This is a genomic window from Bacillus sp. 05T21, assembly GCF_056396785.1.
In genome coordinates this window covers 109,793-132,381 of the sequence record NZ_JBFTMD010000013.1, presented here as the reverse complement: position 1 = coordinate 132,381, position 22,589 = coordinate 109,793, and the positions used below count along the sequence as shown (strand labels likewise).

General features: G+C 37.4%; 18 protein-coding genes and 2 pseudogenes. 16 read left to right on the top strand and 4 right to left on the bottom strand.

The window, feature by feature from the left end; genetic code table 11:
* The first annotated feature begins 13 nt into the window (after positions 1-13).
* The 3 genes from glgD to glgP all read left to right on the top strand — a co-directional run bounded on the left by glgD (position 14) and on the right by glgP (position 5,043).
* Positions 14-1,048, top strand: a complete 1,035-nt coding sequence (gene glgD / locus AC1DKZ_RS20980) for a glucose-1-phosphate adenylyltransferase subunit GlgD (RefSeq protein WP_002067855.1) — start codon at positions 14-16, stop codon at positions 1,046-1,048.
* A 137-nt stretch (positions 1,049-1,185) separates the two neighbouring features.
* Entirely contained in the window at positions 1,186-2,616 is a 1,431-nt protein-coding gene (gene glgA, locus AC1DKZ_RS20975) for a glycogen synthase GlgA (RefSeq protein ID WP_476996997.1), read from the top strand.
* 18 nt (positions 2,617-2,634) lie between these two features.
* On the top strand, positions 2,635-5,043 hold the full coding sequence (glgP, locus tag AC1DKZ_RS20970) for a glycogen phosphorylase (RefSeq protein ID WP_476996996.1): 2,409 nt from the start codon (positions 2,635-2,637) through the stop codon (positions 5,041-5,043).
* Between the two features lie 323 nt (positions 5,044-5,366).
* Here glgP and AC1DKZ_RS20965 read toward each other — a convergent pair whose 3' ends face one another.
* The gene (locus AC1DKZ_RS20965) at positions 5,367-6,089 is read right to left on the bottom strand and encodes a lipase family protein (protein ID WP_002138843.1); all 723 of its coding nucleotides are present in this window, start codon (positions 6,087-6,089) and stop codon (positions 5,367-5,369) included.
* 141 nt (positions 6,090-6,230) lie between these two features.
* Between AC1DKZ_RS20965 and AC1DKZ_RS20960 the strand changes: the two genes are divergently transcribed.
* Positions 6,231-7,001, top strand: coding sequence for a MerR family transcriptional regulator (locus tag AC1DKZ_RS20960; protein ID WP_012261901.1), 771 nt, complete (start codon positions 6,231-6,233; stop codon positions 6,999-7,001).
* Between the two features lie 23 nt (positions 7,002-7,024).
* Here the strand turns inward: AC1DKZ_RS20960 and AC1DKZ_RS20955 are convergent, their stop codons facing one another.
* Positions 7,025-7,807: a TIGR00266 family protein gene (locus tag AC1DKZ_RS20955; RefSeq protein ID WP_002015806.1), complete on the bottom strand. Its 783-nt coding sequence runs from the start codon at positions 7,805-7,807 to the stop codon at positions 7,025-7,027.
* 321 nt (positions 7,808-8,128) lie between these two features.
* Here AC1DKZ_RS20955 and cspD point away from each other — a divergent pair, with 321 nt between their 5' ends.
* On the top strand, positions 8,129-8,329 hold the full coding sequence (cspD, locus tag AC1DKZ_RS20950) for a cold-shock protein CspD (RefSeq protein ID WP_001193051.1): 201 nt from the start codon (positions 8,129-8,131) through the stop codon (positions 8,327-8,329).
* Positions 8,330-8,372: 43 nt separating this feature from the next.
* Here the strand turns inward: cspD and AC1DKZ_RS20945 are convergent, their stop codons facing one another.
* Together AC1DKZ_RS20945 and AC1DKZ_RS20940 are read right to left on the bottom strand one after the other, a co-directional pair.
* On the bottom strand, positions 8,373-9,104 hold the full coding sequence (locus tag AC1DKZ_RS20945; RefSeq protein ID WP_219301108.1) for a yteA family sporulation protein: 732 nt from the start codon (positions 9,102-9,104) through the stop codon (positions 8,373-8,375).
* A 124-nt stretch (positions 9,105-9,228) separates the two neighbouring features.
* Positions 9,229-10,182, bottom strand: coding sequence for a 1,4-dihydroxy-2-naphthoate polyprenyltransferase (locus tag AC1DKZ_RS20940; RefSeq protein ID WP_476996995.1), 954 nt, complete (start codon positions 10,180-10,182; stop codon positions 9,229-9,231).
* 193 nt (positions 10,183-10,375) lie between these two features.
* Here AC1DKZ_RS20940 and AC1DKZ_RS20935 point away from each other — a divergent pair, with 193 nt between their 5' ends.
* The 11 genes and pseudogenes from AC1DKZ_RS20935 to AC1DKZ_RS20885 all read left to right on the top strand — a co-directional run bounded on the left by AC1DKZ_RS20935 (position 10,376) and on the right by AC1DKZ_RS20885 (position 22,375).
* Positions 10,376-11,770: an isochorismate synthase gene (locus AC1DKZ_RS20935; protein WP_404493165.1), complete on the top strand. Its 1,395-nt coding sequence runs from the start codon at positions 10,376-10,378 to the stop codon at positions 11,768-11,770.
* The gene (gene menD / locus AC1DKZ_RS20930) at positions 11,767-13,521 is read left to right on the top strand and encodes a 2-succinyl-5-enolpyruvyl-6-hydroxy-3-cyclohexene-1-carboxylic-acid synthase (protein ID WP_476996994.1); all 1,755 of its coding nucleotides are present in this window, start codon (positions 11,767-11,769) and stop codon (positions 13,519-13,521) included. The genes AC1DKZ_RS20935 and menD overlap by 4 nt, the downstream gene beginning before the upstream one ends.
* Positions 13,518-14,330 carry a 2-succinyl-6-hydroxy-2,4-cyclohexadiene-1-carboxylate synthase gene (gene menH, locus AC1DKZ_RS20925; RefSeq protein ID WP_476996993.1) on the top strand — a complete coding sequence of 271 codons (813 nt, stop codon included), beginning with the start codon at positions 13,518-13,520 and terminating at the stop codon, positions 14,328-14,330. Before menD ends, menH begins: the two co-directional genes overlap by 4 nt.
* A gap of 68 nt (positions 14,331-14,398) precedes the next feature.
* Positions 14,399-15,217, top strand: coding sequence for a 1,4-dihydroxy-2-naphthoyl-CoA synthase (gene menB, locus AC1DKZ_RS20920; RefSeq protein ID WP_476996992.1), 819 nt, complete (start codon positions 14,399-14,401; stop codon positions 15,215-15,217).
* Between the two features lie 249 nt (positions 15,218-15,466).
* Positions 15,467-16,912 (top strand): o-succinylbenzoate--CoA ligase, encoded by a 1,446-nt coding sequence (locus AC1DKZ_RS20915; protein WP_431183144.1) that lies wholly within the window; start codon positions 15,467-15,469, stop codon positions 16,910-16,912.
* A complete protein-coding gene (gene menC, locus AC1DKZ_RS20910) occupies positions 16,913-18,019 on the top strand; it encodes an o-succinylbenzoate synthase (RefSeq protein WP_002167477.1) in 1,107 nt (368 codons plus the stop codon).
* A 205-nt stretch (positions 18,020-18,224) separates the two neighbouring features.
* Positions 18,225-18,923 (top strand): response regulator transcription factor, encoded by a 699-nt coding sequence (locus AC1DKZ_RS20905; RefSeq protein WP_476996991.1) that lies wholly within the window; start codon positions 18,225-18,227, stop codon positions 18,921-18,923.
* Positions 18,916-20,022, top strand: a complete 1,107-nt coding sequence (locus AC1DKZ_RS20900; protein ID WP_431183143.1) for a sensor histidine kinase — start codon at positions 18,916-18,918, stop codon at positions 20,020-20,022. The genes AC1DKZ_RS20905 and AC1DKZ_RS20900 overlap by 8 nt, the downstream gene beginning before the upstream one ends.
* Before the next feature lie 82 nt (positions 20,023-20,104).
* Positions 20,105-20,965, top strand: a complete 861-nt coding sequence (locus tag AC1DKZ_RS20895; RefSeq protein WP_431183142.1) for a M15 family metallopeptidase — start codon at positions 20,105-20,107, stop codon at positions 20,963-20,965.
* A 536-nt stretch (positions 20,966-21,501) separates the two neighbouring features.
* A pseudogene (locus AC1DKZ_RS20890) lies at positions 21,502-22,064 on the top strand (hypothetical protein).
* 20 nt (positions 22,065-22,084) lie between these two features.
* Positions 22,085-22,375, top strand: a pseudogene (locus AC1DKZ_RS20885) (DUF3986 family protein).
* The last annotated feature ends 214 nt before the right edge of the window (positions 22,376-22,589 follow it).

The following is a 22,589-nucleotide window of genomic DNA, read 5'->3' as shown; positions in this document are numbered from 1 at the left end:
GGGGATGAAATGAATGGGAGAAAAAATGTTAGGGATTATTAATGCAACGGGAAGTTTTCCTTCCTTAAAGAAAGTAACAGGGCATCGTTCATTAGCGGCGTTACCGTTTGGAGGCCGTTACCGCCTCATTGATTTCATGCTTTCAAATATGGTGAATTCTAATATTCATAGCGTGGCGGTTTTTACAAGTCATAAAAATCGTTCTTTAATGGATCATGTTGGTTCAGGAAAACAGTGGGATTTAGATAGAAAGCGTGATGGACTGTTTTTATTCCCACCGAACTGCCAATGTGATCATGACGAATTTGGATCTTTTGCACATTTTAGAAGACATATTGATTATTTTCTAAGAAGCAGAGAAGAATATGTTGTTATTACGAATAGCCATCTTGTAACAGCGTTAAACTTTCAAGCGGTGTTAGAGCGACATATACATACGTCTGCAGATATTACTGAAGTTTGTCATGAAGGGGTTTCGCTTCAAACATATGTGTTAAAGAAACAATTATTGCTAGACTTATTTGAGACATATAAAGATGTGGAGCAATACAGTTTATTTGATGTAGTGAGAGAAAAGAGCGGGAAATCACTGCATATTACTACGTACGAGCATACAGGATATGTAGCTATTATTGATTCTATTGAAAGTTACTATAAACATAGTCTAGAAATTTTGCAGCCTTCTATTTGGAAGCAATTATTTAAGAAAGAAGCACCAATCTTTACGAAAGTAAAAGATGAGCCACCGACTCGTTATATGAAGGGTGCAGTAGTGAAAAATACGATGATTGCAAACGGTAGTATTATTGAAGGTGAAGTAGAAAATAGTGTTGTCTCCCGTTCTGTTAAAATTGGAAAAGGTTCAATTGTTCGTAATAGTATTATTATGCAAAAGAGCCAAATTGGAGATAATTGCATAATAGACGGTGTTATTATCGATAAAGATGTGAAAATTGGCGACGGCGTAGTGTTAAAAGGAAATGCCGATGAGCCATATGTTGTAGAAAAAGGTAGTGTACAAAATAGTACAATCAACAGTTATTCGTAAATAGCAGGTGCATAATTAGTGGGGGATTTAGAAAACCCCCACTAATTAAGGTTTTACCCTATATGAAAACTTGAAGGGAGGAAGCTGTAAGAAGAGCGATTTATGATGTATACGCTTTTCGTGCAGTGGAACAACAGGTGAATATTTTATTTGCAGTATCAGAATGTGTACCGTTTATTAAATCCGGAGGTCTAGCTGATGTAGCAGGAGCGCTTCCAAAAGAATTAAAAAAATTAGGAGTGAATGTTCGCATTATACTTCCAAACTACAGTCTTATCCCGAAAGAGTTAAGAGAAGGATGTACGCTTCATAAAGTAATTAACGTTCCTCTTGGATGGAGAAATCAATATTGCGGGATTTTAAAAGGTGAGCAGGACGGGATTACGTATTACTTAATAGATAATGAATATTATTTTAAGAGAGATTCTCTATATGGCCATTATGATGATGGGGAGCGTTTTGCTTATTTTTCAAAAGCAGTTTTAGAGTGTATTCCGCATCTTGATTTCGAAGTAGATGTTCTTCATAGCCATGATTGGCACACAGCTATGGTTAATTTCTTACTTCGTGAAAAGTATCAAGATAACCCGTTATATGAGCATATTAAAACAGTATATACGATTCATAACTTGCAGTTCCAAGGTGTATTTCCTCCTGAAGTGATGTATGACTTACTGGAGCTTGGTCATGAATATTTTCATAGTGACCAGCTTGAGTTTTATGGAAACGTGAACTTTATGAAAGGCGGTATTATCGCATCTGACCAAATTACAGCGGTTAGCCCGACATATAAAGAAGAGATTCAATATGAGTTTTTCGGTGAGAAGTTAGATGGATTGCTACGAAAATATAATGATAAGCTTAGTGGCATTGTAAATGGAATTGATACGAGCGTATATAATCCAGAAACAGATCCATATATTACGGCTCAGTATAGTGCAGAATCGCTAGATGAAAAGAATGAAAATAAACGCGCATTGCAGCGTTATTTTGGCTTACCAGAAAAAGAAGATACACCAGTTATTTCGATGGTAACACGATTAACGAAGCAAAAGGGGCTTGATCTAGTACGTACTGTATTCCGTAAAATAATGGAAGAAGATGTACAATGTATTATTTTGGGGTCAGGCGATTCTGAATACGAGCAGTTCTTTGAATGGATGGCATACGAGTATCCAGAAAAGGTAAAAGTATATATTGGGTTTAATGAAGCGTTAGCGCACCAAGTGTACGCGGGAAGCGATTTATTTTTAATGCCATCGCTGTTTGAACCGTGTGGACTTGGACAACTTATTGCGCTAGCATATGGCACGATTCCAATTGTAAGAGAAACAGGCGGATTAAATGATACTGTACATTCTTACGATGAGGACACTGGAATTGGGAATGGCTTTAGCTTTACGAATTTTAATGCGCATGACATGTTACATACGATTCTTCGTGCAATTGAGTTTTATCAAGATAAACCGGTATGGGATAAGCTTGTAAAGCAAGCGATGACTGAAGATTATAGCTGGGGGAAATCTGCTCTTGCATACAAGAAATTGTATAAAAGTCTCATGGAATAACATTGAGGTGGTGAAAAAATGTTTACTCATGTTGAAAGCTTCAAATCCGCTTTTCTAGAAAAATTAGAAACGATGTATGGGAAAAGTTTCAAAGATTCTACAACTCGTGATCAGTATAATACGCTCGGTCATATGGTACGTGAGTATATGAATAGTCAATGGATTGCAACGAATGAAAGTTATCGTTCTGGAGATCAAAAACAAATGTATTATTTATCCATTGAATTTTTACTTGGACGTTTACTTGGAAGCAACATATTAAATTTAGGTATTAGAGATGTATGTGAAAAAGGACTTTTTGAACTTGGAATTTCTTTGCACGAATTAGAAGAGATTGAAGCAGATGCTGGCCTTGGTAACGGTGGACTTGGACGTTTAGCAGCCTGTTTCCTCGATTCACTCGCTTCTTTAAACTTACCAGGACATGGCTGTGGTATTCGTTATAAGCATGGTCTGTTTGATCAAAAAATTGTTGATGGCTATCAAGTAGAATTTCCAGAACAGTGGCTTCTTCATGAAAACGTTTGGGAAGTAAGAAGGTATGACCAAGCCGTAGAAGTAAGTTATTTTGGAAACGTTGAGCCACTAGAAATTGATGGACGTTTAGAGTTCAGGCATACAAATGCAGAAGTTATTATGGCAGTACCATATGACGTTCCAGTTGTAGGGTATGAAACGAGTACTGTAAATACGCTTCGGCTTTGGAATGCGGAGCCAGTTCCTTTCCCGCAAAATTGTAAAGATATTTTGAAATATAAGCGTGAAACAGAGGCCGTATCGGAGTTTTTATATCCAGATGATACGCATGATGAGGGGAAAATACTTCGTTTAAAACAACAGTATTTCCTCGTATCAGCAAGTTTGCAAAATATCGTTCGTATGCATAGGGAGAGACACGGTAGTCTTCGTCAGTTACATGAAAAAATCGCGATTCATATAAACGATACACATCCGGTTCTAGCAATTCCAGAACTTATGCGTATTTTATTAGACGAAGAAAAATTGACATGGGAAGAAGCTTGGCACATAACAACGCAGACGATTTCCTATACGAATCATACGACGTTATCAGAAGCGCTTGAGAAATGGCCAATTCGCATTTTTAAACCGTTATTACCGAGAATTTATATGATTATTGAAGAAATTAATGAACGTTTCTGTCATGAGCTTTGGGACCGTTATTCGTACGATTGGAAGCGTATTGAGGACATGGCCATTATTGCGCATGACCTTGTAAAAATGGCTCATTTAGCGATTGTTGGTAGCCATAGCGTTAACGGTGTGGCGAAAATTCATACAGAAATTTTAAAGCAGCGTGAAATGCGATTGTTCTATGAATTTTATCCAGATAAGTTTAATAATAAAACGAATGGAATTGCTCATAGGCGCTGGCTAATGAAGGCGAATCCACAGCTGACGAATCTTATTTCGGAAGCGATTGGAGAAGAATGGAAGAAAGAGCCAATTAAGCTGCAAGCACTGCAAAACTTCATACATGATACTAGTTTTCAAGAAAAGCTTGCAGGGGTAAAACAAGAGCGTAAGGTTATTTTAGCGGAGAGCATTCATAATAAAATGGGGATCACTATTGATCCAAATTCTATTTTTGATGTGCAAGTGAAAAGGTTACATGCCTATAAACGACAGTTATTAAATGTTCTTCATATTTTGTACTTGTATAACCGTTTAAAAGAGGATACTAGTTTTTCATTTTACCCGCGTACTTTTATTTTTGGAGCGAAAGCATCACCTGGCTATTATTATGCGAAGAAAATTATTAAATTAATAAATGAGCTTGCAAGAAAAGTAAATACCGATCCGTACGTAAGTCAATTTATGAAAGTTATCTTTCTAGAAAACTACCGAGTTTCTTTAGCAGAAGATATATTCCCGGCGGCAGATGTAAGTGAACAAATTTCAACTGCAAGTAAAGAAGCATCGGGAACAGGTAACATGAAATTCATGATGAATGGTGCAATTACACTCGGAACGTTAGATGGAGCTAATATTGAAATAAAAGACCGGGTCGGTGATGATGCCTGCTTCATTTTCGGCTTAACAGCGGATGAGGTTCTTCATTACTACCAAAACGGTGGATATCGTGCAAGTGACTATTATCACCACAATATGCACATTAAAAAAGTAGTAAATCAGTTAACGAATGGTTTCTTTGCACAGTCGGGAGCTGAATTTGAAGCGATTTATGATTCTCTCGTTATTCAAAATGATGAATACTTCGTTCTTCGAGATTTTAGCCCATATGCTGAAAGACAAGAAGCTGTCGGAAGGGCCTACGAAAATAGGGAGAAATGGCTGGAAATGTCGATTTTGAACATTGCACAATCGGGGCATTTTGCGAGTGATCGAACAATTTTGCAGTACAGTAATGAAATTTGGGGTATTGGTAATACTGTTAAACTTTTTTAGATGAAGGCCCCTTTTGAAGGGGCTTTTATTTATTCATTTTTAAAAGAGGGATACGCTTGCTTAGAAAAATAAAACGAGCTTAATGAGATTAAGCTCGTTTTACTTATGTTGCTTAAGAATGAAATGGGATAGCGGTATATATTATAGCTGTTCCGTCATATTCCCCTGTCGCAAAGTATGAAAATGTAAAGAAACCTGTAAACGAAAAAATTATTATAAGAAAAAGTGCAAAGAAAAATTTTAGCATGTAAGGTCCCCTCATCCGAAAGTAATTTCATAGATTATTATAGTATACAAATATTTATTTTCCAAATGTTTACTGGTTAAAAATGAGAGGTCAGACATGTTTTGTATGTTGTAATGGAATGATTATTCGTAATGGATTTTGTATTTTTCGTAAATGTCATGTTGTGATGGACGTGTGCATATTCCCAGTCTTTATCATTAAAATGGACATTTCTTGGAGGGAGAAGAGGAACGACATCGAATAAATTGACAAAACGAAAGCTACTAGCTACTTGCAGTTTATAATAATTTCGAAAGGCGATATCTCCAACTTTTGGAGAGGCAAAGGTATAAAGACCGTACTGTGCGAAGGCAGTATTTATACGTGCATCTAGTATGTGTAGTGTAGCGAGTGCACCGCCTAAGCTATGGCCTGTTGCAAGAAGTTTCTTATGGGCTGGTAATGACACGAGCATATCCATAATAGAATCCCGGCAAGATTCATAAATTGAAAGAAAGCCGTTATGAACATTTCCGCTATTTAAAGCGTATGGGTATGGTCTTTGGTTGACGAGTGAATCGATAATCCAATCTGTATCTGTTTGTGTGCCCCTAAAAGCTACAATAATCGTATCTTCAGATTCTAATATGAACCCAAACCATTCCATCGTTTGAATCGCTTTTCCTTGAAAGCCTTGTACATATTGGAATCCATCAGGTATTTCAAAAATCCCATTTTGTTTATATTGTTCATACGTTAGATCGCAGCAAGATGCTAACAATATGGCAGTATCTTTATCAAAGGATAAAGGAGTACGCATCAAGAAAGCCCTCCTTAAGAAAAGGTATAGTTCAATATATGCAGTGAGGGACTTGATTCATTCTTTTTGAAAAAAGGCTTGAACCTACAGTTACGTGAGGGAGTATGATTTTTGTAAACATATTGTTAGGAGGAGTGTAGGATGAGCAAAAAGGAAGGCTATTCAATTGGTGAGTTTTCAAAGAGAACAGGCACATCAATACGGACACTACAGTATTACGATGAACTTGGCCTGCTTAAACCTGAAAAAAATATAAGTTCAGGACACCGTGTATATAAAGATAGAGATATATTAGCGCTCCAAAAAATAGTGAGTCTTAAAGTATTAGGATATAGTTTAGAAGAAATTCGTGTCATGCTCAATGTGAAAAGTTTGAATATAAGCTTAAAAGAAACATTACAAAATCAAAGAGTAGCCTTTGAAGAAAAGAAAAAACAACTTGAAGTTTCGATAAAGGCGATTGAACGAACAATGGTATACCTTGAGGAAGATGAAGAGGTAGATAGTAATATATTAATGAGCTTAATTAATAGTATCCAAAAAGAAAACGAACAGCGTTTATGGCTTGAAGAATATGTACCAAAAGAAGTGGCTGATGGATTATATAATAAGCCGGAAGAAGAGGACATAGCACTTGATAAAGAGTTTATGCGTTTAGCAAAAGAAGTGAAAAGGTTATTTGGAAGACAAATTGAGGATTCAGAAGTGCAAAAATTGGTTGATGAACATATGAAAGCGACTCTTAAGTATGTCGGTGAAGAGACAATGTATTCTCTAGGTAAATTAGAGAATGTAGAAGAACAATATAATAATATGATGCCTTCTCCTTATACGGAAGAAGAAGAGGCGTGGCTTAATGAAGCGATGAAATACTTTATGATCCAAAATGGTTTGTATAGTCCACCTAAATAAAAAGTGCCCTATAAGGGCACTTCTTACTCTTTTCCATCTAATAAACGACCAAGTCCGCCTAAAACGCTACCTTCACCGCTGTTTTGAGCTGCTGGGCTTGTAAGACGTGCTGCTAAGCGGCTAAGTGTTAAGGACTGAATCCAAACCGTTCCAGGACCTTCTAGCGTTGCGAAGAATAAACCTTCGCCGCCAAATAGAGCTGTTTTTACTTTTCCAACGAATTGAACATCGTAGTTAACATCTTTCGTCATTGCAACGAGACAACCTGTATCAATGCGAAGTTTCTCGCCAGGTTTCAATTCACGCTTATATACAGTTCCGCCTGCATGCATGAAAGCTAGACCATCACCTTCAAGTTTCTGCATGATGAAACCTTCACCACCGAAGAAGCCAGTTCCTATTTTTTTAGTAAACTCAATTCCGATAGAAACACCTTTTGCGGCACAAAGAAATGCATCTTTTTGGCAGACTACTTTTCCTTGATATTCTGTTAAATCAACAGGAATAATTTTTCCAGGATAAGGAGCGGCGAATGATACGTGTCGTTTGCCATGACCTGTATTTGTAAATACAGTCATAAACATACTTTCACCTGTAACGAGACGTTTACCTGCGCCCATTAATTTACCGAATAGACCATTAGATGGTCCAGAACCATCACCGAAAATCGTTTCCATTTCGATATGATCTTCCATCATCATCATTGCGCCAGCCTCTGCGACAACGCTTTCTTCTGGATCCAATTCAATTTCAACAAACTGCATATCATCGCCATATAATTTATACTCGATTTCATGTGCTTGCATTTTTTCACCTCATCATATGTAGTAATTATATTGTACAGAAATCAAAGGAATTAGAATACTGTAGTTTTGGTAATTTTTGAATAAAAATAGAATGAAAATTTAAGGTTATACTAGAATTATAAAAAACGATGGGACGAAAGTGTTCTCATTTGACGTTTTTGATATAGCATGATATAGTGAAAACACTATTGAGCTACATAATGTGGTACGGAAATAAAGCACGTTGTATTAAAGGCTGTAAGCTTGTTATACATTCATGTCCTTTATATCCACCTTTTCATGTGGATTCATAGTTTCATTTTTATTTAGGAGGTACATGACATGCAAACAGGTAAAGTTAAATGGTTTAACGGCGAAAAAGGTTTTGGCTTCATCGAAGTTGAAGGCGGAGAAGACGTATTCGTACATTTCTCAGCTATTCAAGGCGACGGCTTCAAAACTTTAGAAGAAGGTCAAGAAGTTTCTTTCGAAATCGTTGATGGAAACCGCGGACCACAAGCAGCTAACGTTACAAAAAACTAATTAGCTAGCGAAAAAAAGCATTCCGAATTTCGGAATGCTTTTTTTATGCTTTAGAACCAGACTCATCTGAAGATAATTCACCTTTAAAGGTGCGTTCTTCAAAGTCATCAAGCAATTGTTCATATTCTTCATGTTCTTCTGTTGCGAAAACTTGTGGGTTTTTTCCATACATATCTGTTCCAATAAAGTTTTCGAAATCCTCTACATACCCAACATTTTCTTCACTATTTACGTACATGCCATTATAGTTTTTTGAATCCTGTCTTTCTAAATCGGATGGTGTTTCTGATGTTCCGTAATTTGCGACGTCTTGCCAAGCATCTTCAGCATCGTACTCTACAGAATGATCTTCGTCGTGCTTATGAAACGAAGGATCTAGCACCTCTTCTTCAACTGGGCGCGTCTTCATATCTAATTTATTTGTAGTGTGCTGAATACACGTTGTAGCAGTTGGCATTGCTTCTAATCTTTCAAATGGAATTTCCTCACCAGACACTTCGCAAATTCCGTACGTACCAGCTTCAATTTTTTGCAGAGCATGTTTCGTATCTTCTAACTGTTTATGCCAAAATTCGATGAGTCCGAAATCTTTCTCACGTTCGTACAATTCTGTAGCCATATCACCTGGATGGTTGTCATAGCTAGACAATTCTCCTACTGAATCACGTTCAGATGCACGGTTTTCATCTTCATGATTTTGTATCGTTTGTTCAACTTCTTGCTGTTGTTTTTCTAGAATAGATTTAAATTGATTTATTTGTTGTGGAGTTAACATAGTCGTCCACCTTCCTACAATTCAGTTTCTTTACATAGTATGAGCGTTGAGAGTAGGAATTATGAGGTGAATTTCAGCCGGGAAGTCGGTATATGAAAAAAGGAGCCGCATAAGCAGCTCCTTTCTATAGGAAGTATCCAAGCAATAATCCGATTCCCATTAGGAGACCGAAAATTGTATTTGTTTTTGCTGTTGAAATCATCGCAGGTACCATTTCCATTGGAATGTTTTTGCCGATAAAGCCTTTCGTCGCTTTAAATGCTTTCGGTACACTTAAGAATACGATAAGCATCCATGGTGATACGATGTTAACGATGATTAAAGCGATTGTCCAAATGTAGGCAACGATAAACATAGAAGCAAGTACACCAACGGCTCTTTCGCGTCCAACGAGAATTGCTAACGTTTTACGACCATTTTCTTTATCACCATCTAAATCACGAATATTGTTAGATAGTAAAATTGCACCAATTAAAATGGAGCTTGGAATAGATAATAAAATCACTTCTGATGTTACTGCCCCTGTTTGGATAAAGAATGAAATACCAATAATAATGACACCCATAAATAATCCTGCTGTTAGCTCTCCAAATGGTGTGTACGCAATTGGAATAGGGCCACCGGTGTAAAGGTAAGCAACGGCCATACAAACAAGACCGATTGCAGCAAGCCACCAGCTAGAGTTCATACAAATATAAACACCTAATAGCGTTGCGATGCCTAAAAATCCGAATGCTAAGTTAAGAACGGTTTTTGGTTTAATGCCATCGCGGACGATAGCACCGCCTATTCCAACTGAACCTTCATGATCGAGTCCTCTTTTATAATCAAAGTATTCATTAAACATGTTCGTTGCTGCTTGAATGAGAAGGCAAGCAAGAAGCATCATAAAGAAAAGAGGAAGATGTATTTGATTTATACCTCCGACCTGCATTGCGAAAGCTGTTCCGATGAAAACAGGAACGAAAGCTGCTGTTAATGTATGGGGACGTAATAAACTCCACCAAATTCGCCAGCCTGTTTGTTTACTTGGCTTTGGCGCCGTAGGAGAGGAATTCGTTTCGACGTTCATTTCCATGTTGAATCCTCCTTGGTCACATATTGTACACAATTAAGTGTAGAAAAAGCATCATTTAGTGTCAACGTTTATTTTCTAGGAAGAGAAGGTGAATTTCTCAGAAATGCTAAACGTTGACAGGCCTTTCCTTTGAGGTGTATCTTAAAATCAAGCGTAATTATGACTATTTTTCGCCCATAGGGGGGAGACAATTGTGATTCAAACGAAACGAAAAGGTTTACAAGAAGTTCTTGTTACAGCTATTAAGCGTGCGACTGATGAAAAAACATTAGTTAGTTTTGTAAAACAAATAGATTGGGTAGATCCACTTCTGTTTTATGCAGCAGGAAAAAGGATCGCATTCGAAAATAGATGTTATTTTGCAGACCCAGCTCAGCATGTAATATTTGCTGGAATTGGCTCTGTTTTCACTATAGCAAATTCTTCTCACAAACGCTTTCAAACTGCTCGTGACGAGTGGGATAAAGTAAAAGAGAAAGCATTCGTACAAAGAGAAGGATACGAATTTGGAACAGGTCCTCTTTTATTTGGTGGATTTTCATTTGACCAAGAAAAAGAAAAAACGAATCTTTGGAAAGAATTTGATGATACCACATTTTCACTACCAGCATTTTTATTAACTGTAAAAAATGAAAAGGCGTGGTTAACGATTAATCAGTTCGTTTCAGCTGAAGATTGTGCAGAAACTCTTTATAACGAAATTATTTCTGTAGAAGAGAGAATTTTACAAGAGAGTAAATGTGCACTAGAAGGATCAAAATTAACAGTTACTTCTAAAGTAGAAGTTGATCCGAAGGGCTGGATGAATGCGATTGGAAAAGTGCAGCATGAAATGAAGCAAGGGAACGTGCAGAAGGTTGTATTAGCAAGGGAGCTAAAATTAACGATGGATCAGCATATTGATTCCGTTCTTGTTTTAGAAGCGCTTCGCATTGGGCAACCGGATTGTTACGTATTTTCTTTTGATTATAAAGGAGCATGCTTCTTAGGGGCGACACCTGAGCGATTGATTCGAAAAGAAGGCGAGAAGTTTACATCGATGTGCCTTGCTGGTTCAATTGGTCATGGCAATTCTATAGAAGAAAGTAAACAAAATGGTGAGACGCTTCTTCATGATGAAAAGAATTTGGCTGAACACGGTTATGTAGTTAACATGATTCGAGGTGTGCTAAGTGAGCATTGCGAATCTGTTAATATTCCGGAGAGCCCAGGCTTATTAACGACGAAAAATTTAATCCATTTATATACGCCAGTAGAAGCAAAAGGTGATGCAAGTCTTTTAACGATGGTAGAAGAATTACATCCAACACCAGCTCTTGGTGGTACACCTCGTCATGAGGCGTTGAAATTAATCCGTGATGTAGAGCTTTTAGATAGAGGATTATATGGTGCACCAATTGGCTTTATAGATGATGAAGGAAATGGTGAATTTGCGGTTGCACTTCGCTGTGGATTATTAAATGGCGAGAAGGCATCCTTATTTGCCGGCTGTGGTATCGTAATTGATTCAGTAGCTCAGCTTGAATATGAAGAAACAAGTTTGAAGTTTAGACCGATGCTTGGTGCTTTGGAGGAATTAATGAAATGAACAATCATATAGAAGCATTATCATACTATTTAGGCGCATTCGTGGACGAACTGACGCGTCTAAATGTATGTGATGTTGTCATTAGTCCTGGGTCACGGTCAACGCCGATTGCCTTACTAATGGAACAACATGACGGAATGAAAACATATTTACATGTAGACGAAAGATCAGCAGGATTTTTTGCACTCGGTATTGCGAAAGCGAAAAAACGTCCTGTTGCACTATTATGTACGTCAGGGACGGCAGCAGCGAACTATTATCCAGCTGTATGTGAAGCGTTTCATTCACGAGTGCCGCTTATCGTATTAACAGCGGATAGACCGCATGAATTAAGAGATGTGGGTGCACCACAGGCGATGAATCAATTTAATTTATACGGTACTTTTGTGAAGCAATTTACAGAGATGGCACTTCCTGAAGCGAGTGAAGCAATGTATCATTACGCCCGTATGACGACGCAGCGTACGATAGCAAGCGCACTTTTAGCGCCGAAAGGACCTGTTCATCTTAATTTTCCAGTTCGCGAGCCGCTTATACCGGATTTCTCATTAGAAAGTTTATGGGATAAAGGGCGTGGTGAATATACAGGAGTAGTTCAGCAAGGGAACGTGACGATGCCGAGTGAATATGTAGATTCTCTTGTAGGGCGCCTTTCACATATGGAAAAGGGGCTTATTATTTGTGGAGACGGCAGTCATCCAGAAATAACAGAAGTTGTTATGAAAGTAGCTGAGAAAACAGGGTATCCCATTTTAGCAGATCCACTTTCTAACCTCCGTAGTGGTAATCATGATAAAACGATGGTTATAGATTGTTACGATACATTTTTACGAAATGAATTGTTAAAAGAAACGTGGAAGCCGAATGTTTTAATTCGTTTCGGAGGAATGCCTGTCTCTAAAGCATTAACACAGTTCATCAAAAAACAAACGAAAGCTGTTCATATCGTTGTCGATGAATCTGGACAATGGAGAGATCCAGCTCTAGTTGCGACAGAAGTTGTACAAGCTAGTGACAGTGAATTTTGCAGAGCATTACTAGAGAAAATGCCAGTTATGAAAAAGAATGATTGGTTCGGAATGTGGAAACATATAAACGAGAAAACGAGAGAAACACTTCGTGAGATGGAAACATATGAAACGGCATTTGAAGGAAAAGTAATTACGGATATTGTAAGTGTATTACCAGAAGGGGCAACGTTATTTGCGAGTAATAGTATGCCAATTCGCGATACCGATTCATTTTTCTTCACATCGGATAAAAACATTCAAGTAATGGCGAACCGCGGTGTAAATGGTATTGATGGAATCATTTCAACAGCTTTAGGAGCGAGTATTATTTGTGATCCGCTCGTATTAGTAATCGGTGATTTATCATTCTATCACGATTTAAACGGGTTATTAGCCGCAAAGTTACACGAGTTAAATATAACGATTGTTGTTGTAAATAATGATGGTGGAGGTATTTTCTCGTTCTTACCACAATACGAGAAAAAGGAACATTTCGAATCATTATTTGGAACACCAATTGGGCTTGATTATGAACATGTTGTCAAAATGTATGGTGGTTCATTTAGCCGTATAAATGGTTGGGAAAACTTCCGAGAAGAAGTGCAAAACGGAACGAAAACGAATGGATTACACATTGTGGAAATTTGTACGAATCGCGAAGAAAACTTGAAATTACATCGTGAACTATGGGCAAAAACAATGGACGTTATTACTATATCTTTGCAAGGTGAATCAAAATGAAAGTAACATTGCAAGGTGTATCGTATGAATATGAAGTAGTCGGAAGCGGGGAACCACTTCTACTTCTTCATGGTTTTACGGGAAGCATGGAAACGTGGCGTTCCTTTATTCCTTCTTGGAGCGAGCAGTTTCAAGTCATTCTAGTAGACATTGTTGGACACGGGAAAACGGAAAGTCCTGAAGATGTGACGCATTATGATATTCAAAATGTGGCACTGCAAATGAAAGAACTACTGGATCACCTTCATATTGAAAATGCGCACATACTTGGCTATTCAATGGGTGGTAGACTTGCGATTACGATGGCATGCTTATATCCAGAATATGTGCGTTCGCTTCTTTTAGAAAACTGTACAGCTGGACTTGAGAGTGCAAAAGAGCGAAAAGAACGCAAGGAAAAAGATGAACGACTTGCCGATAAAATTGAGCAAGAAGGCATCCGAAGTTTTGTATCGATGTGGGAAAATATTCCGCTATTTGAAACGCAAAAACGTTTAGTGCAAAACGTAAAAGAAGCGGTGCGAAAAGAACGACTTGCTAACAATCCTAAAGGACTTGCAAATAGTCTTCGCGGCATGGGAACAGGGGCTCAGCCTTCATGGTGGAACGAATTGCAAAACCTAAAAATGCCTGTCCTTTTACTGAATGGAGAAAGTGATGAAAAGTTCTTTCGACTATTAAAAAACATCGAAAAATGCATCCCTCATGCGAAATTTGTCAAAATTGATGGGGCTGGCCATGCAATTCATGTGGAACAACCGGAAAAGTTTGATACAATAGTAAAGGGATTTCTAAAAACTATGCAGTGATACTTTTTTCAGCAAGAAGGAAGTTGCACTTATAGCGGAGATCAGAAATATAAAAGGAGGTAATAGTAATGACTATTGAATGGGTAAAAGAAGGCAATTACGAAGATATTATTTATTCAACATACAATGGCATCGCAAAGATTTCGATTAACCGCCCTGAAGTACATAATGCATTCCGTCCTAAAACGGTAATGGAGTTAATCAATGCTTTTGCACACGCTCGTGATGATGCAAATGTTGGCGTTATCATTTTAACAGGTGAAGGTGGACGTGCATTCTGTTCTGGCGGCGACCAAAAAGTTCGCGGTCATGGTGGCTATGTAGGTGACGACCAAATCCCACGTTTAAACGTATTAGACTTACAACGTCTAATTCGCGCAATCCCTAAACCGATTATCGCAATGGTAGCAGGTTATGCAATCGGTGGTGGACACGTACTTCATATCGTATGTGACTTAACAATCGCTGCAGACAACGCTGTATTCGGACAAACAGGTCCTAAAGTAGGAAGCTTTGACGGTGGATACGGAGCTGGTTATTTAGCTCGTATGGTAGGCCATAAGAAAGCTCGTGAAATTTGGTACCTATGCCGTCAATATAGTGCACAAGAAGCGGTTGATATGGGCTTAGTAAACACAGTAGTACCATTAGAAGAACTTGAAGCAGAAACAGTACAATGGGCACAAGAAATTTTAGCAAACAGCCCAATGGCACTTCGTTTCCTAAAAGCTGCATTCAACGCAGACACAGACGGTTTAGCTGGTATTCAGCAACTAGCTGGAGACGCAACGTTATTGTACTACACAACTGACGAAGCAAAAGAAGGCCGCGACGCGTTCAAAGAAAAACGCACTCCGGACTTCGGTCAATTCCCTCGTTTCCCGTGATCAAACCAAAAGCGGAAGCGGCTCGTTTAGAATGTGAGGGGGATGGAACTTCTGACAAAGAGGCGCTTTTTGCCTCGTAGGAAGAAGTGAAGCCACCGAACATTCTAGCCGCTGTAGCTGGATGAGATCAAAAGCGGAAGCAGCTCGCACACAATGTGAGACGTAACCAAAAGGTCACACCGGAAACAAAACAACTAAGAGACTTGATGTCATATCAGGTCTCTTTCTTTCATGAAAGGAGAATGAGTGATGGAGACGATGCCGAATTGGTTAATGCAACGTGCATTTTTAACACCTGATCGCACTGCAATTGAAATAGAGGAAGAGAAGGTTACCTTCGTGCAGTTACATGAAAAAGTAGTATCTGTTTGTGAATACCTCACGCATGTAGGAGTGAAGCGGGCGCAAAAGGTGGCTGTTCTGATGAAAAATGGTATGGAGATGATTACAGTTATTCACGCTCTATCTTACATAGGTGCAGTGGCTGTACTTTTAAATACGCGTCTTTCAAGAGAAGAGCTACTTTGGCAAATGGGTGATGCGGAAGTTGTTTGTTTAGTGACGGATCAAGAGTTTGAGACGAAAAATGTTCCGGTATATTCATTTGCTGAAGTGATGCAAGGACCGAAGGCGGAAGCATTTATACAAGAAGAATTCTCTTTAGAAGAAGCGATGACAATTATTTATACGTCAGGGACGACAGGGAAACCGAAAGGCGTTATTTTAACGTACGGTAACCACTGGGCAAGTGCAGTCGGTTCCGCGCTTAATTTAGGACTTCGTGATGATGATTGTTGGTTAGCTTGTATGCCAATGTTCCACGTTGGCGGGCTATCTCTTTTAATGAAAAATATTATGTACGGTATGCGCATTTTACTCGTTCCAAAATATGATGCTAATTTTATTCATAAAGCACTTCAAACGAGAGGCGTTACGATTATTTCTGTCGTTTCTAAAATGCTAACAGATTTATTAGAACGACTTGGCGAAGGTACATATCCATCTTCTTTACGATGCATGTTACTTGGGGGAGGACCAGCACCGAAGCCGTTATTAGAAACATGTGTGGAAAAAGGAATTCCTGTGTATCAAACGTACGGTATGACAGAAACGTCATCGCAAATTTGTACGTTAACAGCAGATTATATGTTAACGAAAGTAGGATCAGCCGGAAAACCACTATTTCAGTGTCAGCTTCGTATTGAAAAAGACGGCGTAGTTGTGCCGCCCCGTGCTGAAGGAGAAATTGTAGTAAAAGGACCGAACGTAACAGGTGGCTACTTTAACCGTGAAGATGCGACGAGTGAGACAATTAAAAACGGATGGCTTCATACTGGTGACCTCGGTTATTTAGATGAGGAAGGATTTTTATACGTATTAGATCGACGCAGTGATTTAATTATTTCTGGCGGGGAAAATATATATCCAGCTCAAATTGAAGAAGTGTTACTCTCTCATCCGGCGGTAGCAGAAGCGGGGGTTGTCGGTATGGCTGACGAAAGTTGGGGACAAGTACCAGCTGCTTTTGTTGTAAAAAGTGGAGAGGTAACAGAAGAAGAAATTCTTCGTTTTTGCGAAGAGAAATTAGCGAAATATAAAGTGCCGAAGAAAGCATGTTTCTTAGAGGAATTACCACGAAATGCTTCGAAGAAATTGTTAAGACGAGAGTTAAGACAATTAGTGGAGGAGATGTAGGTGGAAATAAAAAAAGCGACACTTTATATAACGGAAATGCCGCTTATTATCCCGTTTGCCGCAAGTTACGGGACTTATGAAAAGCGTGAAAGTATCGTCATTGAATTAGAAGATACGGATGGATACATTGGTTTTGGTGAAGTCGTTGCATTTTCTGAACCGTGGTATACGGAAGAAACGGTGAAGACAGCGCTGCATGTACTTCAGGATTTTTTATTACCAGATTTATTGAAAGCTGAAATCTCTCATCCGAATGAAGTACCGTCTTTGTTCCAACATATAAAGAGAAACCGAATGGCAAAGGCCGGAATTGAAGGTGCTGTTTGGGATTTATATGCGAAGCGTCAAAAGCAGTCGTTAGCGATATTGCTTGGCGGAAATAGGTCTGAAATTGAAGTCGGCGTTGTGATTGGGATCAATACGATTCCGGTTATGCTAAAACAAATCGAGAAGTACGCGGAAGAAGGATACGAGCGCTTTAAAGTGAAAATAAAGCCAGAACATGATTACGAATTGCTGAAAGAAATTCGTAAAGAGTTTCCGAATATCCCGTTAATGGCTGATGCAAATTCAGCTTATACATTAGCGGATACGGAGAAGTTGAAACGACTAGATGAATTCCAACTTATGATGATTGAACAACCGTTAGCGGATTACGATTTTCTTGATCATGCACAGTTGCAAAAGAAAATTGAAACACCGATTTGTCTGGATGAAAGCATCCATAGTTTAGAAGACGCACGTGTTGCGATTACGCTTGGCAGTTGCCGCGTCGTTAATATTAAACCAGGGCGAGTGGGCGGATTAACAGAGTCCGTTCAAATCCATAATTATTGTATGGAGCATAACATACCAGTTTGGTGCGGTGGTATGGTAGAAATGGGAATTTCACGGGCTCAAAATGTTGCACTTGCCTCTTTGCCAAACTTTACGATTCCTGGAGATATATCTGCTTCTAGTAGACATTGGGAGAAGGATATCATTTCACCAGAAGTGATGCTTGAAGGCGGAAAAGTAAGGGTACCGCAAAGTATTGAACGTGAGTATGAAGTAGATCGGGGCAGGTTGGAAGAAATAACAAAGCAGCGGATTATTTTTGAGCGATGAATGGGAGTCTTTATTAATACTGACTACCTGCAAATAGCGGGATGATTTTGTCGTTAATTGTCGGTAAGTCGATATATTTAAAAAATCGCCGATATAATTTCATTTATCAAGGTTACTCTTACGGGTAGCCTTTTCTTATTGTACAAATTGGATAGACTAGTTTACAATCGAGCGTATGAAAACAGAATAAAGTAGGGGGACTAAAATGAAGCGCATTTCAATTTTAATAGCTGATGATGAAGCGGAAATTGCTGATTTAATTGAGATACATTTAGAAAAAGAGGGTTACCACGTCGTTAAAGCAGCTGATGGAGAAGAAGCCATGCATATTATTCAAACTCAGCCAATTGACTTAGTGGTTTTAGATATTATGATGCCGAAAATGGATGGATATGAAGTGACGAGGCAGATTCGCGGCAAGCACCACATGCCAATCATTTTCTTAAGTGCAAAAACATCTGATTTTGATAAAGTGACAGGTCTTGTATTAGGTGCAGATGATTATATGACAAAGCCTTTCACACCGATTGAATTAGTCGCACGTGTAAATGCACAATTACGCCGCTTTCTTACGTTAAATCAGCCGAAAGTAGCGGAGAATAAATTTGCTTTAGAAATTGGCGGAGTCGCTATTGATCCAGAGCGAAGAACAGTAAATGTGTACGGAGAGCCAATTGAATTAACACCAAAAGAATTTGATATTTTATATGTATTAGCAAGTCATCCGAAGAAAGTGTACAGTGTGGAAAATATTTTTCAGCAAGTATGGGCCGAAGGGTATTACGAAAGTGGAAATACAGTTATGGTACATATCCGTACTTTGCGAAAAAAGCTTGGGGAAGATAAAAGAAAGGATAAGTTAATAAAAACAGTGTGGGGGGTAGGTTATACTTTCAATGGCTAAAAAGATGAGAAGCTTTCGCTCGAAGATGATTATGCTATTTGCGTTAAGTATGATATTAGCTGCTGGTGTAACGTATTTAATTTATGAGGGGCTACGTCTCTATTATAAATCAGTAGTTCGTTATGAGGATCCTTTAGCTCAATTTCGTTTAATGGTAAGACAAATTGGGGATATTAATTTCTTTTTAATTGTATTTATTCCTCTATCCATTATGTTTTTCTTCTTCCTTACTAGACCGTATTTAAAGTATTTTGATGAGATTTCAAACGGGATTCATCATCTTGCGAATGGAGATTTTACAAACCAAGTTAGTGTTTCATCAAATGATGAGTTTGGATATATCGCGGGCGAAATTAATGTAGCGAGTGAAAAACTAAAAGAAGCAGTGGAACGAGGAGATTTTGCGGAAAGTAGTAAAGATCAGTTAATTGTTAACTTAGCTCATGATTTAAGAACGCCGCTAACATCTGTTTTAGGGTATTTAGATTTAATTCTTAAAGATGAGAATTTGACGAAGGAACAAATTAAACATTTTTCCACAATTGCTTTTACGAAATCCGAAAGGCTTGAAAGTTTAATTGATGAATTATTTGAAATAACGAGAATGAATTATGGCATGTTGCAAATTGAAAAAAGATCAATTGATATAAGTGAATTACTTATACAGTTAGATGAAGAATTATATCCGTTATTAGAAAAAAAAGGTTTAGAAGCGAGATTGAATATGGATTCGTATTTACCTATTAACGGTGACGGGAAATTGTTAGCTCGAGTATTTGAAAATCTTTTAACGAATGCGATTCGCTATGGATACGATGGAAAGTTTGTTGATGTGAACGGATATATTGAGAGTGAAGAGATAGTAGTACAAATTATAAATTACGGAGATAGTATCCCAGAAGAAGATTTACCGTATCTTTTTGATATGTTTTATACAGGTGATAAGGCAAGATCAGAGCAGCAAGGTGGTACAGGCCTTGGGTTATTTATTGCGAAAAATATTGTCGAGCAGCATGATGGGACAATCTCTGCTGAAAGTAACGTAATTAGAACGATATTTGAAGTGAGATTACCAAAAGAAGAGAGCAAAGCAATTTAATAAAAATTTAAACTTTACCCCACTTTTTATTTTAATAGTTTTTTCTATTCTATACGTAAGTTACGTTAAGGAGGAACTAGAAATGAAAAAGTGGGTATTTATTTCTCTTTTTATAGTATGTACAGCATGTGTAGGCTTTTATATATCACCATTATTTCAAAAGGAGATCGATGTTAAAATTGCAGAAAAAGATTACAAAGTAAAAGCCGCGAACACTGAAAAGATAGAGGTCACAAAGGAACAAATTTATAAAGGGGATCTACTATTAGTTAATAAAGATTACCCGGTTAAAAAAGATAGTGTTAGGTCCGATATTATAAATGTAAATCACAATAGTGAATTAGTAAGAGGCTATGTAATATTTGATAGAAATCTTCGCTTATCAAAGGGTGTTGTAAAAAAGTTTTTGAACGTTGTCGATGCAGCTGGGAAAGATGGAGTACAGCATTTCTTAATGAGTAGCGGTTACCGAGATTTTCAAGAACAAAGTAAATTATATAAAGAAATGGGATCTGATTATGCACTTCCAGCAGGATATAGTGAACATAATTTAGGGTTATCACTCGACGTTGGGTCTACTCAAAAGAAAATGGAGAAAGCTCCTGAAGGAAAATGGATTGAAGAGAACGTATGGAAGCACGGATTTGTTTTACGTTATCCGAAAAATAAAAGTGATATTACGGGCATTCAATATGAGCCGTGGCACATACGTTATGTCGGCTTACCACATAGCGCAATTATGCAAAAAAAGAAGATTACGTTAGAGGAATATTTGGACTTCTTAAAAGAGGAAAAAGAAGTTTCAACTGAGGTTGAAGGTAAGAAATATACGGTTTCTTATTATAAAGTTTCAGATCGTATGAACGTGAATGTTCCGGTGAATAAGCAGTATGAAATTTCGGGGAACAATATGGACGGGGTTATTGTGACTGTTCAGGAATAGAGAAAAAAGCTATCTGAAGTAGATAGCTTTTTTTATGGTTGGCTCCCGTCATATGCCTATCAAGCTAGCGAAATAAATCAATGGATACGAAAAATTATCGTTTCCATGCTAGCAAGTAATACAAAAGTAGGATTACTAAAAAAAGTTTATTAAAGTGCGATTTTTTTATTAGGTACTTGTCTATGCTTTATCGTTGTTTTATACACAATATCTGCTTATAAAAAAGGGGTCATTTTCTTATATCGATGAGATTTAAGACCATTCTTTTTAAGCAGTTGATAAAGGCGATTGCTTGAAATAGGAACGAAAAGGAATCATAAATTATATAAATCGCTCTATATTTGCACCGAGTGAATTAGTTATGAGATTTATTTTAAATGTCATTAAATAATTGTTTTATGCAAATTAATAGTAACAAATATTGAAGATTATTAATAGACTAGTTTAATTTTTCTGAATGTTTTATCATTTGAATTGCGAGATAATAAAAAAATATATTTTTATTGTTTTCTGCTGTTATATATTTAGGAGGGAGAATGGTAGATGAAAAAAAATTTATCACGGGGATGATTTCTGCTGCATTATTGCTGAGCTTTACTTTACCATCAATTGCTGATGCAAGTATTGAAACGGAAGATGATGGTATTGTAACGAAGTATCAACCTTTGATTTTGAAAATTTCGAAAAAGAGTATGGTTTTTTAGTAAATGACCGTGTTTTTTTACAACTAGAGGAGGAAGTAAGTAAACTAAGGGTTGAATCTGTTGTTGAAAAAAATCCTTTTACTGGCAAATTGGTTGTTAAGCAGGAAATATTGCCTGCTATTGTTCTTGGTGCATTAAGAGTATTAGTTTCAAAAGTAGGTAGAACTGCTGCGGATAAAGCCTGGGCGATTGCGCGTCCATATGTACAAAAGGCACTCAATTCTCCAAAGCAATATATTTTAGAAGCAGCTAAGGGTGGAATGATAATACAAGTACGTTCTAAAGCTACTGGTAAACGAGTTTTTGCCATAGATTATCATTATATTGATGGAAAAGGTCCTATCTTACATTATCATAGTCCTCCTAATGTGGATGCACATAAATATTTTAGATAATGTCTAAGGAGCTTATATCTATGAAAAAATATAACTTTGACGATTCAATTCATATGCATTTATTTCATTATAGGGATATAGAAGAGGTTTTTACATATGAGGCTATAGCTTATAAAGTATGTAATGAAAATTTATGGGTAGTGTATTTTGATATTTCTTACTATGATGATTTATCAAATCATTAATTTTCTAAGTATCCATTCTATGATAAGTATGGATATGAAATTCTCCATGTTCGTACAAAAGATCTAGATGAGTGTGAAGGAAATAAATTATTTACTGATTGGTTAATTAATAATTCAATTGTTTAGTTCTAGTCCGCTATTTGCGGGCAGTAAGATTTCCACCTCAAAATTTGGTGAAGGCTAATCCACACTGATTAAAGTTTCATTTTATAAATTTATCTATCACCAAAAAGCCTATCAATTTAAGTGCTTTTTGTTTTTTTTATTTATGGCAGAGAAATGTCTTGGAAAATCAGAGACTCAATTTACTAAAAATATCTTAACATATAAAATTTACGAA

What these genes read in the sequence shown, in the direction of transcription:
- glgD (WP_002067855.1), top strand. Translation starts at nt 14, where the DNA reads ATGGGAGAAAAAATGTTAGGGATTATTAATGCAACGGGAAGTTTTCCT.
- glgP (WP_476996996.1), top strand. Translation starts at nt 2,635, where the DNA reads ATGTTTACTCATGTTGAAAGCTTCAAATCCGCTTTTCTAGAAAAATTA.
- AC1DKZ_RS20965 (WP_002138843.1), bottom strand. Translation starts at nt 6,089, where the DNA reads ATGCGTACTCCTTTATCCTTTGATAAAGATACTGCCATATTGTTAGCA.
- AC1DKZ_RS20960 (WP_012261901.1), top strand. Translation starts at nt 6,231, where the DNA reads ATGAGCAAAAAGGAAGGCTATTCAATTGGTGAGTTTTCAAAGAGAACA.
- AC1DKZ_RS20955 (WP_002015806.1), bottom strand. Translation starts at nt 7,807, where the DNA reads ATGCAAGCACATGAAATCGAGTATAAATTATATGGCGATGATATGCAG.
- cspD (WP_001193051.1), top strand. Translation starts at nt 8,129, where the DNA reads ATGCAAACAGGTAAAGTTAAATGGTTTAACGGCGAAAAAGGTTTTGGC.
- AC1DKZ_RS20945 (WP_219301108.1), bottom strand. Translation starts at nt 9,104, where the DNA reads ATGTTAACTCCACAACAAATAAATCAATTTAAATCTATTCTAGAAAAA.
- AC1DKZ_RS20940 (WP_476996995.1), bottom strand. Translation starts at nt 10,182, where the DNA reads ATGGAAATGAACGTCGAAACGAATTCCTCTCCTACGGCGCCAAAGCCA.
- menD (WP_476996994.1), top strand. Translation starts at nt 11,767, where the DNA reads ATGAACAATCATATAGAAGCATTATCATACTATTTAGGCGCATTCGTG.
- menH (WP_476996993.1), top strand. Translation starts at nt 13,518, where the DNA reads ATGAAAGTAACATTGCAAGGTGTATCGTATGAATATGAAGTAGTCGGA.
- menB (WP_476996992.1), top strand. Translation starts at nt 14,399, where the DNA reads ATGACTATTGAATGGGTAAAAGAAGGCAATTACGAAGATATTATTTAT.
- AC1DKZ_RS20915 (WP_431183144.1), top strand. Translation starts at nt 15,467, where the DNA reads ATGGAGACGATGCCGAATTGGTTAATGCAACGTGCATTTTTAACACCT.
- AC1DKZ_RS20905 (WP_476996991.1), top strand. Translation starts at nt 18,225, where the DNA reads ATGAAGCGCATTTCAATTTTAATAGCTGATGATGAAGCGGAAATTGCT.
- AC1DKZ_RS20900 (WP_431183143.1), top strand. Translation starts at nt 18,916, where the DNA reads ATGGCTAAAAAGATGAGAAGCTTTCGCTCGAAGATGATTATGCTATTT.
- AC1DKZ_RS20895 (WP_431183142.1), top strand. Translation starts at nt 20,105, where the DNA reads ATGAAAAAGTGGGTATTTATTTCTCTTTTTATAGTATGTACAGCATGT.